Origin of the sequence: Ohtaekwangia kribbensis (genome assembly GCF_042676245.1) — a bacterium.
Taxonomy (GTDB): Bacteria; Bacteroidota; Bacteroidia; order Cytophagales; family Cyclobacteriaceae; genus Ohtaekwangia; species Ohtaekwangia kribbensis.
The window spans coordinates 158300-176858 of sequence record NZ_JBHTKA010000013.1 but is presented as its reverse complement, the minus strand read 5'-3'; the positions used below and the strand labels follow the sequence as shown (position 1 = coordinate 176858).

Annotated in this window: 8 protein-coding genes; 5 read left to right on the top strand and 3 right to left on the bottom strand. The window is 44.2% G+C overall.

Going from position 1 to position 18559, the window contains the following annotated elements; genetic code table 11:
- The 3 genes from ACFQ21_RS25845 to ACFQ21_RS25835 all read right to left on the bottom strand — a co-directional run.
- Window positions 1-204, bottom strand: a 204-nt coding sequence (locus tag ACFQ21_RS25845; RefSeq protein WP_377584425.1) for a hypothetical protein, incomplete at its 3' end; no start/stop codon positions are given.
- Window positions 205-326: 122 nt separating this feature from the next.
- Window positions 327-1658 carry an alpha-L-fucosidase gene (locus tag ACFQ21_RS25840; protein ID WP_377584423.1) on the bottom strand — a complete coding sequence of 444 codons (1332 nt, stop codon included), beginning with the start codon at window positions 1656-1658 and terminating at the stop codon, window positions 327-329.
- A gap of 279 nt (window positions 1659-1937) precedes the next feature.
- Complete coding sequence (locus ACFQ21_RS25835) at window positions 1938-3452, bottom strand: GAF domain-containing protein (protein ID WP_377584420.1); 1515 nt, start codon at window positions 3450-3452, stop codon at window positions 1938-1940.
- Window positions 3453-3917: 465 nt separating this feature from the next.
- Here ACFQ21_RS25835 and ACFQ21_RS25830 point away from each other — a divergent pair, with 465 nt between their 5' ends.
- The 5 genes from ACFQ21_RS25830 to ACFQ21_RS25810 all read left to right on the top strand — a co-directional run bounded on the left by ACFQ21_RS25830 (window position 3918) and on the right by ACFQ21_RS25810 (window position 18255).
- Entirely contained in the window at window positions 3918-6071 is a 2154-nt protein-coding gene (locus ACFQ21_RS25830) for a beta-galactosidase (protein ID WP_377584417.1), read from the top strand.
- Between the two features lie 108 nt (window positions 6072-6179).
- Window positions 6180-8570 (top strand): glycoside hydrolase family 2 TIM barrel-domain containing protein, encoded by a 2391-nt coding sequence (locus tag ACFQ21_RS25825; protein ID WP_377584414.1) that lies wholly within the window; start codon window positions 6180-6182, stop codon window positions 8568-8570.
- 78 nt (window positions 8571-8648) lie between these two features.
- A complete protein-coding gene (locus ACFQ21_RS25820) occupies window positions 8649-12626 on the top strand; it encodes an InlB B-repeat-containing protein (protein ID WP_377584412.1) in 3978 nt (1325 codons plus the stop codon).
- Window positions 12623-14035 carry a PorP/SprF family type IX secretion system membrane protein gene (locus ACFQ21_RS25815; protein ID WP_377584409.1) on the top strand — a complete coding sequence of 471 codons (1413 nt, stop codon included), beginning with the start codon at window positions 12623-12625 and terminating at the stop codon, window positions 14033-14035. Before ACFQ21_RS25820 ends, ACFQ21_RS25815 begins: the two co-directional genes overlap by 4 nt.
- Window positions 14036-14124: 89 nt before the next feature.
- Window positions 14125-18255 (top strand): two-component regulator propeller domain-containing protein, encoded by a 4131-nt coding sequence (locus ACFQ21_RS25810; RefSeq protein ID WP_377584405.1) that lies wholly within the window; start codon window positions 14125-14127, stop codon window positions 18253-18255.
- Window positions 18256-18559 lie beyond the last annotated feature (304 nt).

Here is an 18559-nt window from a genome sequence, read left to right as displayed (position 1 = left end):
TATATATTCACTGCTGTTCTGCAGTTTTTCACCGAAGTATAAAATATTGAAATTCTTTTTTTCATCAGCCTGCAGCACGAGGGCATTACTATGTGTCTCAATGGGTATGGTAACAAGCTGCGCCCGGGACGATGTCCCTGCCAAAACAAAACAGAAAAAGAACAGGCGTGCGAGTACGCTGATTTTTTTAGAAGAAGAAGTCATTTCAATTAGTATACTTGGTAATTGGATAATTTTACGATTAGATATCCCAGGCGGTACAATACGCTATATATCATCATTAAGGAATATATATACTCCCAGGGTTCTATTACCGCCCCTTGCTTTTACTTGAGGCTTAACTTAATAATAGTATCTGCAACCGTTTTGGTTGCAGGTAGCTCGAATAATTCAATGCTGCTATTGTTTTGTTTAAATCTGATTTTTTCTTTGGTATTGAGGATGACAGCCGAAGCAATTTTCCTGTTGTTAGCCGGTATACTTATTTTTCCATCAACTGGGACTTTCAGTATATGTACGTAAATGGCTTTCTCCGTAAGGGTGGTTCCTCCCCATGTATCATCGTAACCACCACCGGTTGTACCATATATACTTTCACCATTCGTTTTCAAGAATGTTCCAATCTCTTCAAGTCTTTGCGCCTGTATTTCTTCGATTTCGCCATTAGCCATCGGGCCAACGTTAAGAAGAAGATTGCCGCCCATGCATACAACTTTTACAAGTAGTTGAGTTGCACTGTCGGCCGACAGTACCTGGTGCTTCGCCTGCGGTGTCCAGCCCCACGCACTTCCTCCAAGATTTGTACAGAACTCCCACGACCTGTTCGGCTTTTTGCCGAACGAGTTTTCTCTGGTTACGAAGTCACCCATCCATCCGCTACGTTCGCTGATAACAACCTGTGGTTGTAAGGCTCTTACCATCGTATTAAGCTTCACCGGCTCCCAACTAAAACTTCCGGTATAAGGTTTATCAGGTCGTCTTGATTTCCATTGCCCGCCTTCCCAAACAATTCCACCATGACCAAGCCAGAAATCTTCTCCGCCATCATACCACAGTATATCTACTTTGCCATAATTCGTGAGTAACTCTCTCACCTGTGTATAAGTCTGCTTTTTCATTTCCTCAGCACTGGTGCGATACATGTCGGGAAAGAAGAAACCGGGGTATCGCCAGTCTAACGGAGAGTAATAAAATCCCATTTTCATTCCTGCTCGATGCGCGGCATCTGCGTAGTCTTTTATAATGTCTCGTCCGGCTGCGCTATTCACAGCATCGTAATCGCCAAACCGGGTGTCGAACAAACTGAACCCATCATGGTGACGCGTTGTAACAACCATATAGTTACATCCTGCTTTCTGCGCGATTTCCACCCAACGTTTTGGTGTATCCTGTTTATAGTTGAATTTATCTTTGAGATTTTCGTATTCACTGATATTCATATACTCGTTGAACATTGCCCATTCACCTCTGCCGTGTACAGCATATAGTCCATAGTGAATAAAGAGTCCGAACTTGGCATCTTTCCACCACTGCATGTCCTTGTCCGGCAACAATAAGGTTGAATCAATAACCTGACTGAAAATTTGTGTGTGCACGATCAACGTGAGTGAAATTGTGCAGCATATTTTTTTCAGTAGCCTGAGTGCTGAGCCGTTCATATAGTTTAGTTAATTGTACGGGGGGTCGCATTCTTAAATATAGAATCGCGCATCGCGAAAGGTAGCGTATTTCAGACGGGCGGTGGGGTATGCTAAAATCTCAAAAAAGGCATTAAAAGGTATCTGACTAACATGCTTTGCGCAACGGCCAAGCTTCTGCTCAGGAGTATAGTCGTATATATATCACCTGGACACTGCGGTGACGTACTCGTTTGTTATGGAGTACTGAATTACGATGGCAGGAAGATTCGTTGTGGAAATCTTAAAAGGATGGGGTTCTTATACTTCCACCAGCGACTGATTTAGTTCTTTAAGCATTTTGAGTTCTGATTGCAGCGATTCGATTTGAGTCGTATATTGAGACATCATTATATTTGTTCTTTCAGTCATTTTTACGGCAAAAATACACGCTGCTATACTCTCACATGCTTTGTTGATAAAGTCGATTTCATGTTCTTCAAACCTGCTGAAGGATGCCAGTTCCAGAACTCCATAAACAACGTTATTCATTTTTATAGGAGTAATATAGACGCTCCGGGGCGATGCATCACCCAGGCCTGACGAAATCTGGATGTAATCTTCCGGTACGTTTGTGAGTAGTATAGGTTCAGCCTCATGCCAGCATTGTCCGATAAGTCCTTCGCGCTTTTGCATCTTCATGTTTACATAACGTTTTCTATCCCAGGCATAGCACGCCACTAACTGCAGATACTCGTTATTGTGTTCTTGTTCCACCGGTACTACAAACATGCAGGCTTGATTCGATTTTGTATAGCGTACTATATATTTAACAACACTGTTACCAAGCTCTTTGATGTCGCGTTGATTTTGGATTAATGTTATCAGCTCTGCCAAACCCGATACACCCCATTCGCGCTTCTCATTGCTGAGCTTACTGTCATTTAAGTGATTTTTCATCCGGATGAGGTTCCCAGCCAGATTACTTTCATTCAACGAACGGTTCCCATCATGAAGCGTTTCCCACTCAACGCTATAGTTTCCGTTCGCTATATTGGTGATGAACGTATTGGCTTTCTTGAAATTCTGGATCGAATTCTCGATAACATGATCGATGTCATTTACATCCAGGGGTGAACCGTTATCAAATATATACTGGCGGTTCTGCTGATCGAGGTTAAGAAGCAATGCTGCAAGTTGTTTTTCGTCCCGTCCCAGACGTCTTATTATATAAATCATAGTAGGCACACCTATAAGTAATAATACAATAACAATGAGCCTGTTGTCACCGAGTGCAGCTACGTAACGGTTCTCGGCTTCTCTGTTAAGTGTATCTTCGTATGCAAACAAGGGGTCCCGGAAGGTCATATATTTTTTCCATAGATCAAATCCGCGATCTTCATTTAATATAGCGATAAATTTCTGCATGCTGTCCTGACTTGCCAGATCGATCATACCGTTCGAAAACATTATATAGTCGTCAACAGCTATCTTCATTTCATGCAAGCTTGAGGTATCGTAACGCTGACTATTCAGTTGATTCTTCAGTCCTATAAATACAGAGTCTTTATATACAGAGGCAATCCTGAGTGGTTCAGCTAGTTTTTCGCTTTTTGTCAGTGCATAACCGCGTACCGCCAGATCAGCACCGTGAACAATATCACCAATGATGCGTTCGGTATTGCGCTTTACATGTTCTGTGCGCTCTCTCAGTGCATTGTTCTCTACAATTGTATTACCATTGATAAATGTTAATACGCAATTGGCGATAAGCAATGCAGTCAATAAGATCAATAATATTTTGATCAGATTTTTCTTCAGATTGATTCGTTGCATCTTTTCAATGTTAGGATGGTGTATACTGCCTAAATCCGGTTTTGTTGTAGATTTATAGAATACACTGCAAACATCGAGACCCTCGAAGCCAATACAAAAAAATGCAGGGATACAAAAAAGTTGGCGAATACAGAACAATTTCTTCCGAGACTATTCATGCACCATCCTGAGATCATTGTTTCTGACAACTAAAACGTCCTAAATATTACTCCGCTCAATGAGTATGCCAGTGACGGATATTGACAAGATATCTTTCATATCCCACGGCATTCGCTTTATCACTATACATCGTTGCCGCGCATAGGGTATAAATCTTACAAGTGTTTTACCTGAAATGTGCCGTTTTACGCAACGGAGACTATTGGTGACCTAATCTGCGATCTTTGGAACCCGTCTGTAAGCCCCGGAACACTTTACTTTCCCCTCCAAAAACAACTGGGATTACCTAAAGCTTTACTGATTGACATGATCACTACTTTGTTAGACGCACGCTTGACGCTTACGACATATTTCAGGAATTACGTATTTGGATTGCTTCTTTTGGTTTGCATGGCCAGCAGTTTGATAACCCGCGCGCAGCCTTACGCATTCGATGAGATATTGTTTGGCGTAGCTTACTACCATGAGTATATGCCGAGCGAGCGACTTGAAGAAGATGTTCGGTTAATGAAAGAAGCTGGCATTAACTATGTTCGGTTAGGGGAGTCTACCTGGCAGTTGTGGGAGCCGCGTGATGGTGAGTTTGAGTTTGCATGGATGGACAGAGTGGTAGATGCCATGCACAAAGCCGGTATTAAAGTAATAATGGGGACACCTACCTATTCCATTCCCGCATGGTTATATCTTAAGTATCCGGAGATAACGGCTATGCAGGAGAACGGGCAGCGACTTAAGTATGGAATCCGGCAAAATGTAGACCTCACCAATCCTATATACCTATATTATAGTCAACGGGTTATTAAAAGAATCGTAGAGCACTATAAAACGCATCCGGCGGTTATCGGTTACCAGATTGACAATGAGACACACTCCAAGTGGCCGGATGCCCGCGATAACCACCTAAAATATATAGAGTATCTTAAGAAGAAATTTAAGACCGTTGATAAGGTAAATAAAGTACGGGGACTCAACTATTGGGGACAGGCCATCAACAGTTGGGATGAATTACACCCGGCCAGTGGATTCAATCATCCGGGGTATAGATTAGAGTGGACACGCTATCAGCGAGTAACGGTAACGGACTTCCTTTCGTGGCAGGCGGCTATTGTGAGGAAGTATAAAGGATCTTCTCAATTTGTAATGCATGATTTTGCCGGGGCGCTTCGCAGCGACTTAGATCAGAAGGCTATCTCCGCTATACTTGATTATGCCGGTGTAAATATATACCACTACGATCAGGATAAATCGGATGGATTGCGCATTGCCATGCAGGGGGACTTTACGCGTTCCTTAAAAAGAAAAAATTACCTGGTGCCGGAAACAAACGCTGCTTCGATCGGCTGGAATTCAAAAGAACAGTTCCCTCCATACGATGGACAGCTGAGACTAAATTACTATGCCCATATAGGCTCAGGTGCCAACCTGGTTTCATATTGGCATTGGCACTCATTACACAATGGTATAGAACAATACTGGAGAGGTATTCTTCCTCATGATCTGAAGCCCGGAAGAATATATAGGGAGATAAGCAACATCGGTCGCGAGCGTGAAAAGCTTGGCAAGAAGCTGGTGAACATTAAGAAGAATAATAAAGTAGCGATTCTCTTTAGCGAAGATTCGGATGTTGCTCTTAATCTTCAACGCTTTGATAACAACATGAAAGGTCCCGAAACCGGACCCTGGGATGCCGATGGCGCGTATCAAAAGATACTTGCCCGGTTTTATAAAGTGCTGTACGATCTCAATGTTGAAGCAGATTTTGTTTTTGATAACACGGAAGATCTGAGTCGCTACGAGGTGCTGATTGTGCCATCGCTATATATAGCCAGTGACTCCATGCTGAACAGGCTTCATGCGTACGTTAAAAATGGCGGACATCTTATCGCCACTGTAAAGAGTGGTTTTTGTGACGAATATTCAGCCGTGCGCCATCAGACAATGCCTGGCGGTCTTGCTGACGCTGCCGGATTCACGTACCAGGAGTTTTCAACGTTGCGTTCGCCTCTTCCATTAAAAGGTGATCCGTTCCAGGCGAAAGATCAGAACTATACTGAGCAGTGGGCTGAGTTTTTGCAAACGACCACGGCCAGACCGCTCGCATTTTATGATCATCCTTTTTTCGGAGTATATCCTGCTGTAGTAACGAATAACAGCGGCAAAGGCGCGATGACGTACTTTGGAACTGTACCTTCTGAAAGTATCATAAAAAATATACTGGCATCCGTGCTCGGTGAGCGTAGTCTTCTCGCTGATCAGGCGCTGCCGGATCGAATAAAGGTAAAGCACGGTGTAAGTAACGGCGGGAAGAATCTTCACTTCTACTATAATTTTTCAGCGGTTGAACAGTCGTTTTCTTACCAGTATACAGATGGTGTTAATCTGCTCACCAACCTCCCGATTCAGAAAGGCAAGCCGCTGACACTGAAGGCATGGGATGTAGCGGTTATAGAATCAAAATAGGAAGCCTGATTGCTCTGAAAGTATAAGTCATCTATATAAAATCACTGAATATATATGCGGATGTTCAATACATGCAATAATTATAGTTATGCCAGGGTATATACCCTAATGCTTTTCCTTATTGTGAGCGGCATTTCTGGGGTAGCCCAGGGGCAGGGTATATATGAACGAAAACAATTATTTGATAACGATTGGAAGTTCTTTCCCGGTGATACTGCAGCGGCCAGCATAGCAAACTATAACGATTCGACCTGGCGTAAACTTGATTTGCCACACGACTGGAGTATAGAAGGTGAAATTGCTCCCAAAAATCCAACAGCAGGTGGCGGTGGATACTTTTCCGCAGGCAAAGCGTGGTACCGGAAGTCTTTCAACGTTCCGGCTGAACGGAAAACTAAAAAAGTATCTATATACTTCGAAGGCGTTTACATGAATTCTGAAGTTTTTATCAATGGAAAATCATTGGGCATTTATCCCTATGGTTATTCATCATTCAGTTATGATCTTACGCCTTATATAGTATTTGGTAAGGAGAATGTAATTGCAGTGCGGGTTGATAATTCGCAACACCTGAACAGCCGCTGGTATAGCGGTTCCGGTATATATCGTCATGTTTGGATGATGGTTACAGACCCGGTGCATGTAGCGCAATGGGGTGTTTCCATTGCCACTCCCCAGGTCACTTCACAAAAAGTAACCGTGCAGATAAAGACACTGGTGAAAAACGAAACATCGTCTGCTCAACAAGTGGTTGTTAAAACTTCTCTTCTGAATAAAGATTCTAAAACTGCAGGCATTGGTCAGGTAAAATTAGAACTCCCGGCGAATAGCGAAAAGGAAGTTATACAGACACTGATCATTGCGAGGCCCATGTTGTGGTCTCCTGAAACTCCTGATTTATACCAGGCAAAGGTACAAGTGTTAAGGGGTACTACTATAGCAGACGAAACTAAAACCAGCTTCGGTATACGCTCTGTAAAATTTTCTACTCAAAACGGTTTTCAGCTTAATGGTAAAACGATAAAGTTAAACGGTGGCTGTGTGCATCATGATAATGGTTGCCTCGGGGCGGCTGCATTTGATCGTGCCGAAGAACGCAAAGTTGAATTACTGAAGATGGCAGGTTTCAATGCCGTACGAACATCTCATAACCCACCATCAGAAGCATTCCTGGATGCCTGTGACCGCTTAGGTTTATTGGTAATGGATGAGTCATTCGACTGCTGGAAGATCGGCAAGAATAAATTTGACTATGCCCGGTATTTTAAAGACTGGTGGAAACGCGATCTGGAAGCAATGGTTCTGCGCGATCGTAATCATCCTTCGATCGTGATGTGGAGCACCGGTAATGAGATACCCGAAAGAGGAACTCCCGATGCTACAAAAACTGCGAAGATGCTTGCGGACGAAGTGAAGAGAATGGATACCTCGCGACCTGTAACATCGGCTATAGTGGAAAACGGTAAAACGTGGGAAGTGTTTGATTCGCTCATGGATGTGCATGATGTAGCAGGCTATAATTATCATTTGCAGAGTGCACCTGCCGACCATGTGCGAGACCCATCACGTATTATCGTTCAAACCGAGTCATACCCGCGTGATGCTTTTGCCAATTGGAACCTGGTACAAAATAACAGCTATATCATTGGTGATTTTGTGTGGACCGCCATGGATTATTTAGGAGAGTCTGGTATAGGCCGCTGGTATTATTCAGGTGAAGCTCCGGGGCAACACTGGGAGAATGAATTATTCCCGTGGCACGGGGCATACTGTGGCGATATAGATTTGATGGGCTGGCGAAAACCTATATCGCATTACAGAAGCATGCTATATAATGATACCGAGAAACTATATATGGCCGTTCGTGAACCCGAGCCGAAACCGCTTGAAATTAAAGATACATGGTGGTCGGTTTGGCCCACGTGGGAGAGCTGGAACTGGCCCGGATTTGAAGGCAAGACTGTACAGGTAGAAGTATATTCCAGGTATCCGAAGGTTAAACTTTACCTGAACAACACACTGATCGGTGAACGTGCAACAACATACGAACGAGAGTATAAAGCTACATTCGATGTACCTTATACAGCCGGTATATTAAAAGCTGTTGCTGTAGAGAATGGTAAGGAAGTTGAATCGACCACGTTGCAGACCGCAGGCGATGCTGCAACCATAAAGTTAACGGCCGATCGAAAAGAAATAACAGCGGATGGACAAGACTTGTCTTATGTTACAGTAGAGATCACAGACAAGAATGGTACGCTTCAACCCACAGCTGCCAATCGGCTGCATTTCCAAATTGAAGGGCCCGGTATCATTGCCGGAGTTGACAATGCCGATCTGAAAAACTACGAGCTATATATAGGCAACACACGCAAAGCGTGGCAAGGACGCGCGTTGGTTGTTATTCGAAGTACACACGGTGCGGGCGATGTTAAACTCACCGTTACGTCACCCGGATTGTCTCAAGCTATTCTAACCATTAAAACTCATAAGCCCTAGGGAGCACTACGTATACCTCACTGTTTATCGATGGTCTGTCCTTAATATTTTTTTACTGCTGGTTAATCTAAAACAAGAATGAATGTCAGAATATTTATACAAGTATATATGCGCGTAATTTTTACCGCCATCTTTAAGGTACTCTTTGCAACTTTCCTTTTCCTGATTCCTCTAATGGAGGGACGATCGCAAACAGAGACCTATGCCTGGAGTAACGTAGCGTTGGGAGGTGGGGGTTTTGTAACCGGTATCATCGGTCATAAAACATCGGGAGATGTATACTGCCGTACGGATGTTGGAGGAGCTTACCGATGGAATGCGGCAAATTCCAAGTGGATTCCGCTGCTCGACTGGTGTTCGGAAGACGAAGTTTCCTACCAGGGAGTTGAAGCGATTGCGTTGGATCCTCAAGATCCCAATAAGCTATATATGTTGGTGGGTACGAGTTATTTCAATGGAGGTAAAACAGCTATTTTAAGATCTTCTGACAAGGGAAATACCTTTACCATTACCGAGGTTACCGATAAATTTAAAGCACACGGCAATGGTATTGGAAGAGGGAATGGTGAACGACTTGCCGTGGATCCTAACAATAGCAACATATTGTATTGTGGAACCAGGAGAAACGGATTATGGAAAAGTACCAATGCAGGTGCAACGTGGACACTGGCATGGGATGGAGTAACGGCGACACCTAACGACAATGGAATTTGCTTTGTTATATTCGATCCGGGTAGTGTATCAGGAGGTATAACACAAACTATATATTTGGGAGTATCCCGTTTGGGAAGCACAAATATTTATAGAAGCACCGATGGTGGTAATACTTTTTCAGCGCTATCAGCTCAGCTACCAACAGCCTTTATGCCGAACAGGGCTGCTCTTTCCGGAAACACGCTATATATAGCGTATGCAGATGGATCGGGTCCACATGGACACTGGAGTGAGCCTGAACCTTCTACCAACGGACAAGTATGGAAGTTTAATACGAGTACATCGACCGCGACCGATATAACACCATCCACAGGAAAGGCATATAGCGGTGTAAGCGTAGATCCTGCAAACGCCAACAGGGTTATTGTTTCTACAACCAATTCGTACGGCAACAACCAATTCAATACCTCGTGGGGAGATTTTATTTACCTGTCAACCGATGGAGGAAATACATGGGCGTCAAAAATATCCAATACAAGTACATTTAACACCAATGGCGTTGGTTGGATGGCCGCCAATTCCGGTATACATTGGGACGTCTCCATTGAGTTTGATCCAATGAATGCCGCGAAAGTACGCGTTACATCGGGAAATGGTTTGTTTACTTGCGACAATATCAATGCAACTAACACTACCTGGAAAGTTGATGTGAAGGGCATGGAAGAGACCGTAGTACTGGATGCTATAAGTATACAGGGTGGCAAATTTATTTCAGCGGTAGGAGACCAATACGGAGCCGTCTATTCAGATGTTTATGCCTATCCGGACAAAAATATTAATCCTACCAAAGTTTCCAACAACGGTTTAGCGTATGCTGCAAACAATACGAATAGGGTGGTGAGAATTTCAGACAAAGTATATTACTCCACCGATCAGGGAGCAACCTGGACACAATTGACTTCTATTGATGGTTCGTATGGGAAAGCAGCTTTATCGGCAGACGGGAATACGATTCTTCTTTGCCCGGGAGGTGAAAGTACGACATACTACTCAACAGACAATGGGGGAACATGGACAAGTACGGGCGTAACGGATGCTAAAGATGCATTTCCTGTAGCGGATTTCGTTAATACAAACAAATTCTATATATACAATCGCAGCACCGGACAGCTATTGGTAAGTACAAACAAAGGTGTAAGTTTTTCAGCTTCAGCATCTAATCCAGGCCAATGGGGTTCAAGCAGGGCAAGGACTGTTCCCGGTAATGAAGGGCACGTGTGGGTAGCGCTAAACGGGAGTGGATTAAAATATACTACCAACAGTGGAACTTCATGGACAACCGTTGCTAATGTTACTGATTGTGCAGCCGTGGGGTTCGGGAAAGCAGCTCCCGGTGCAACTTATCCTGCTATATATATATGGGGTACAGTAGGAGGCGTGAAGGGTATATACCGTTCCATTGATCAGGGAGCTAAATGGATAAGAATAAATGACGATGCCCATGAATGGGGCGGACCTGGCAATGGAAATTTTGTAATGGGGGACATGAATGTATATGGCCGGGTATACATGAGTACCGTTGGAAGAGGTCTTATTGCCGGAGAGGCACCTAAATATAAGCTTACGGCAACTCAATCGCCCGCAGCCGGCGGTACGGTGAGTGGGGCCGGATCGTATACTTCCGGGAGCACCGTTACCGTTACCGTTACACCGGCAGCCGGATATACCTTTACCGGGTGGACCGGTGATGCAACCGGAAGTTCATCTTCGGTTACCGTGTTGATGAACGGTGATAAAAACGTAACGGCGAACTTTCAGGCAATCAAATATACCCTTACTGCTACAGCGTCTCCCGCTGCGGCCGGTACTGTGAGTGGAGCAGGATCGTATAACTCGGGAAGCACAGCGACCCTTACCGCTACACCAGCAGCCGGATATACCTTCACCGGGTGGACGGGTGATGCAACGGGAAGCACGTCTTCCATCACGGTAACGATGAACAACAATAAAACGGTTACCGCGAACTTCGAACCTACCAAATATACGCTTACCGCCACGGCATCGCCATCCACAGGTGGAACAATTACCGGAGCGGGATCCTATACGATTGGAAGCACAGTTACACTAACAGCAACACCCGCAGCCGGATATACCTTTGCAGGTTGGAGTGGTGATGCAACGGGAAGCGCGTCTTCTGTTACCGTGACTATGAACGGTAATAAAACGGTTACGGCAACCTTCCAGGAAATTAAATATACTCTTGCTACCACTGCGACCCCCGCAGCGGGTGGTACAGTAAGCGGAGCGGGAAGTTATACGTCAGGGGCTACAGCGACTCTTACTGCTACACCGGCAACCGGATATACCTTTACAGGCTGGAGTGGTGATGCAACCGGAACAGCTACTACCACCACGGTAACGATGAATAGCAATAAATCGGTAACGGCTATCTTTGAGGTGATACAGGCGGGTAAATATACCCTTGCTACTACCGTTTCACCTTCAGCAGGCGGTACAGTAAGCGGAGGCGGAAGCTATACATCCGGATCTACAGCAACTCTTACCGCTACGCCAGCAACCGGTTATACCTTTACAGGCTGGAGTGGCGATGTAACGGGAACTTCAACTTCTGTGACTATAACAATGGACGGTGATAAGAATGTTACAGCAAATTTCCAGTCGCAATCCGGCACCACGAAATATACCCTGGCTATAGCAACATCTCCATCGGATGGTGGTAATGTAAGTGGTGCGGGATCGTACGATGCGGGAAGCGTGGCAACCCTTACGGCTACACCGGCATCAGGCTATACCTTTACCGGATGGAGCGGTGATGTAACCGGGACGGATGCATCCACTACGGTAACGATGGATGGTGACAAGAACGTAACGGCAAGCTTTAGCATTTCCAGTTTTACGCTTAGTGCTACCGTTGTGCCGTCAGCCGGTGGTTCGGTGACCGGAACGGGTACCTATACATCCGGAACGATAGTAACCATTGAAGCTGTTGCAGCATCCGGATATACTTTTACCGGGTGGACCGGTGATATTACCGGTGCCGCTGCATCACAATCTGTGACAGTGAACAGCGATATGGTTGTTGAGGCTAACTTCCAAAGGGAAGAGGATGCTTTGAAAATTCCCAAACTATTTTCACCGGATAATCGTGGCGATGTAAGCACCGAAGCGTGGAATATTGAGAACGCTTACCTGCTGGATGGTTGCGAAATTGTGATCTACAATCGTCAGGGGCAGAAAGTATATTCTTCTACCGGGTACACTACTCCGTGGGACGGAACTTCGAACGGCAAGCCGCTTCCCGATGGTGCTTACTTCTATGTGATCAGACGTGCGGATAATTCAAAACAAACTGGTAGTGTAACCATCGCCCGACTGAAATGAAATTACTTATTAGAATACTTTGTACTTCGTTATTCATGGTAACGCAGTCACTATACGCACAGCAAAGCACGCTGTATAGTCATTATTTTCTTAACCCGTTTTTGTATAACCCGTCATTCGTGGCACCCAGTGGTTATACTGAAGTATATCTCAACTATAGAAGTCAGTGGGCAGGTGTTGAAGGCGCGCCGACTACCGGTACACTGAGCGTTCATGTACCGCTCAGCTATCGCACTGGTATAGCTTTTACAGGATACCAGGATAAAGCGGGCGTATTAAAAACAACCACAGGTCTGGCGACATTTGCGTACCAGGTATACCTGGGAAATAAAGTTAATGACAACCACAAGCTAGCTTTCGGATTGTCGGCCGGTGTGACCAGTGTCTCTGTCCAGAGCGGTGACGGTTATGCAAGTGATCCGGTCGTGGGCGCAACATCATCGTTCGAAGGACAATTTGGTATGCATTACCAACGCGGTAATTTGAAAGTTGCTTTTGCTATACCGCGTCTTTTTAATACGTACGTTGCATCTGAAAATAACTTTAATAAAATCGGTGTTAACCAGCTTCGCAATACGGTATCATCGGCCAGCTATAGTATATATTTCAGTCAGCGGGTTGTTTTTGAACCGATGGTTATATACCGTACGAATGATAACACGTCTGCCCAGGTTGAAGGTCTGGGGTCTGTGCGGATTAATAATATAGTCTGGTTGGGTGCATCGTACCGCCAGCACTATGGTGCAGCTGCTTTTGTTGGAACGAATATCAAAGACAAATTGAAAGTAGGATATGCCTACGAATTTGCAGCTGGCAGAAAAAGTTCATTGGGAAGCGGTACGCACGAGGTACAATTAATACTGCGACTCGGAAAAAAGAAAGATCCGCAGGTAAAAACAAAGCTTAAAACTATACATGCATCTTCGGAGCCGGTTGAATCTGATGTGTCGGATTCTGAGGAAGCGATAGCAAGGGATGAAGATATAGTGCAGCCGGAGAAAAAAGCTGAAGCAGCCAGGTCGGCAGCTCCCGTTAGAACGGAGCAACGTGAACAAGAGGCTAAGAAGTCGGAGCCTGAACCGCGTATACCTGCGACTGTGAATGCACCAGCCGACACCGTGATTAAAAATAAACCGACTGTACGATCACTTTCCGGAGAAGGGTTGCGTCCCGGGCACTATGTAGTAGTGGGTGTGTTTCATATACCGGTATATGCAGAGAAATATGCGTTCAACCTGAGACGTGCCGGCTATCCGGCAGATGTGGCGTACCATCCGGAGAAGCGCTACTACATAGTTCACATGAACGATGCACCACCAACGAAGGAAGAAGCGCAGAAACTTTGCAATAAATACAGACGGATGTCGCGCTATACTTTTCGCGACACCTGGATTATCAGCATCGAATAATAACAATTTGTATCTTTAGTAATGACACCGGATTTTAAGTGATTCCGGTGTCTTGCTGAATATAGCATGAATTGAATTTTAACTATCCAATGAAGTTTGTGAAAGGGAACAGTTTTTCCGGATCCGGTTGGTGCATCGTAGTGTTGCTGTCGGTTTTGCCGTTCGGTGGAACATTCGGGCAGGAGCGCTTTATGCACCTTGATAGCCGTCAGGGTTTGTCACATAACTACGTAAGAGCAGTTTGCAAAGACAAGACGGGTTTCGTATGGATTGGAACGGAGTCGGGTTTGAATCGCTTTGATGGTTATTCAATTAAAATATACCGTAACGATCCTGCTGATTCTTCTTCTCTGCCGAACGATTATATAAAGCGGCTATTCGAGGCACCCGGTGGAGAGCTTGGTATTATAACCGGTAACGGAGTTTGCCTCTACAACTCGGCAACAGAAACGTTCTCATCCGAATTTCGATTCCTCGATAAAAATTTAGCGATCAATCCGGCAAGCGTGACGAATGTAGTCCATGATAATGCCGGTAATTATTGGCTGTTGCTGGAAAACAACGGACTGGTGTGTTATAATGAAGTAAAGAAAACAGCGTTTTCCATAAAGCATAGTGATAACGATAACGCGTCCATTGCTACGAATTACATTACATCGCTGGCACATCATCCCGATGGAACGTACTGGATTGCACATTCAAATGGTGTTCTGGAAAATGCCGTATTGAAAGAAGGAACATTCTCGGTAGTAAAGCGTATGTCTTTTTTGCAGACTCCTTTACAGGAAAATAAAACGTTGTTTGGTGAACTGATGATCGATAAGCAAGGAGACCTTTGGGGATTTATATCCAATGTTGATGAAGGTGTATTTTATCGCAAATCAGGCGAGAACAAAATATACCACCTCCGGAAAAATTCTATATCTGCGGGATTGAGCTCTGATTTCATCTCCGGACTTGTTCAGGATGATGAAGGCTATATATGGATTTCTTCCGGGGCAGGAATTAATATACTGGATAAAAAAGATCTTTCGGTACGGAACATTTCACGTGATGCAGATTTAGAAACAACGCTTAGTGCCAATTCCGCTACAACGCTGTATAAAGACCCTGACGGGATAATCTGGATCGGTACTTTCAAAAAAGGGTTAAATTTCTTTCATAAAAGTATGGAGCGGTTTCCGATCTATAACCGAAACTCCAAACCGTTTGGTTTGCCTTTTGAAGATATAAATCATTTTGTAGAAGATAAGAAAGGAAATCTGTGGCTGGGAACAGACGGTGGTGGTTTAATATACTTTGACAGAAAGAGCGGCAGATTTACAACGTACAGACATAACCCGAAAGATCCGCATAGTCTGAGCAGTGATGTTATTGTGAGTTTGTTTTTGGATCATGAAGACAAGTTGTGGATCGGTACATTCTTTGGCGGACTCAATTGTTTTGACGGCAGTAAATTTACCCGGTATCAGCACCGTGTTGATGATCCGGAGAGTTTTTCTGATCGGAGTGCATGGGAGATTTTTGAGGATTCAAAACATCAGCTTTGGATTGGTACGCTTGAAGGAGGTGTCAACCTCTTTAACAGAAAGACGAAAACATTTACACGCTATTCTCATCCCCAGCAAAAGGCTCTCATCTCACCCTATTCGTCCACGATCGTGGAGGATAGTCATGGTAATCTTTGGTTCGGTACATCGCTGGGTATTGATGTGCTCATGAAAGACTCCGGAACTATGATTCACTTCGAGTCGGATAAGAACAACCCGGCATCACTTCGGAGCAATGTTATACTCGGTATACTCGAAGATTCCAAAGGACGTATGTGGATTGGAACAACGGGTGGACTTAGTGTATGGCAAAGAGAAACAAACCGGTTAACAAATTTTACTGAAAAGGACGGACTACCTAATAATACAATCATGGCAATGGAAGAAGATTCCAAAGGCCGGCTCTGGCTTAGTACTTCCAATGGACTTGCGTGCGCCACTCCCATAACATCCGGCGATAGCATTCAGCTTCGTTTCACCAACTACTCCGAGGCTGATGGTTTACAAGGACAACGTTTTGGTGAAGATGCTTCTATAAGAATGAAGAGTGGAGAGCTTGTGTTTGGTGGAGACAATGGATTTAATATTTTCAAACCCGATGATATAGGGCATAGTAAGACTATACCTCAGCTTGTATTTACAGATTTTCAAATTTTCAATCAAAGCGTCCTGCCGGGAAGTAAAGGTGATAATCATTTTTCGCTACCGTCCTCCATTACAACCAATCCTTCTATTATACTGGCAGCGAGTGATAATGTTTTTTCTATAGAGTTTGCCGCACTCAATTTTACGCAGCCGTCAAAAACGAAGTATAAATATAAACTTGAAGGATTTAATGAAGACTGGCTGCCAGCCGATGCCAACAACCGGAGAGTAACCTTCACAAATCTCAACGCTGGTAATTATACATTTCGTGTTATCGCTACCAACAATGACGGAGAATGGAGTGAAGAAGGTATTTCACTTCCTATCAAAGTACTGCCACCATTCTGGAGATCAGGGGGAGCGTATATGATCTATATGATCCTGCTGTTTGCAGCACTTTATATAACGCGTAGGCTTATACAGCAAGGCGAGCGCATGAAGTTTGCAATCAGGCAACAACAGGAAGAAGCGATGCGATCGCGCGAGCTGGATGTGATGAAGACGAAATTCTTTACCAATGTGAGTCATGAATTCAGAACTCCGCTTTCACTTATACTGTCTCCGCTGGAGAGTCTGAGTCAAAAAGTACAAGAACCTGAGCAACGGAAGAATATAGATCTCATTCAGCGAAACACAAAGCGGTTGTTAAATCTCGTGAACCAGCTTCTTGATTTCAGAAAAATGGAAGTTCAGGATATACGCTTCCATCCATCCGAAGGAGACATCATCCAGTTCGTTCGTGAAACGGTATATTCTTTTGCAGACCTGTCGGAGAAAAAAAACATCAAGCTTACCTTCGAATCAAATACATCTTCGCTGGAAGCTATATTTGATCATGACAAGGTTGAGAAGATATTGTTCAATCTTCTTTCCAATGCCTTCAAATTTACTATGGGAAATGGAGCGATCGCGGTAATGGTCGATGTTAAAGATTCGTCTGAAAAAAGTATACTGGAAATTATAGTCAAAGATTCGGGAATCGGAATATCACCGGAAAAACACGAACTGATCTTCGAACGTTTTTTTCAAAATGAATTGCCAAGCTCGATCGTAAACCAGGGCAGTGGTATAGGACTCGCTATAACAAAAGAGTTTGTACGAATACATGGCGGTACGATACGCGTGGAGAGTGAAGTAGGGAAGGGGAGTTCTTTTATAGTTGTGCTGCCGCTGAAAAAAATTATCAACGCTGTTCATGAGACCGTGAGCGAACCGATCGATGTTGTGGATGGTGAAAGTGAAGTTGATCCTAAATCAGGAAGTAAGCCATTGATATTACTGGTAGAGGATAACGAAGATTTTCGTTTCTATCTGAAAGATAACCTGACGATAGCATACGATGTTATAGAGGCTGAGACAGGAGAGGAAGGATGGAAGAAAGCCATTTCGCAATACCCGGATTTGATTGTTACTGATTTGATGATGCCCGACATGAATGGCACGGAGCTTTGCAAGAAAATTAAATCAGATCAACGTGTAAGCCATATACCGGTAATTTTGCTCACAGCCCGTTCTGGTGAAGAGCAACGGCTCGAAGGATTTGAAGTAGGCGCTGATGATTATATACCCAAGCCGTTCAGCTTCCCTATATTAGAGTCGAGAATACGAAACCTGATTTCATTACGTAAAGACCTGCATAAATTACTCGCAAAGAAAAATGGAATCAAAGCCAGCGAGATACAGATTACGTCATTGGATGAACAGTTTGTTGCCCGGGTGATCGAGGCAATCGAAAAGAATATAGCCAACAGCGATCTCACCGTGCTGGACTTGAGTCGCGAGCTTGGTGTAAGCCGTGCCCAGTTCTTCAGAAAGGTGCAGGAGCTTACCGGTAAAGCTCCGTTAGAACTCATTCGTTCCATTCGCTTGCAGCATGCAGCACAGCTTCTGGAGAAGAGCCAGCTTTCCGTATCGGAAGTTGCGTATCGTGTAGGCTTCAATAATCCCAAATACTTCGCACGCCATTTTAAAGAACAATATCATGTATTGCCATCCGCGTATGCCAGTGGTAAGCGGAGAGACTAGAAGCTATATACTTTTACATTAGCAAATTGTTAGCCCTCTTTGGGATTATTGGCTACGCTCTCCGGAAAACTACATGCCTATATTTGGCAGCTAACGCTACTACCCGTTGAAACGAAAATTAAGACTCCTGCTATTTCTTGAGCTGATCATGTATTTGGTCATTTTTTCGATCGTTACATGGCTGATTGCCCTGTTGCAAATGGATTTGTGAATGATTAAGTGCCATTGTGTTCCTGTACTGCACGCTGCATACAGTATACGACCTGTGTTTAAGAAAAAATCAAATACACACTTTCGAGACTTT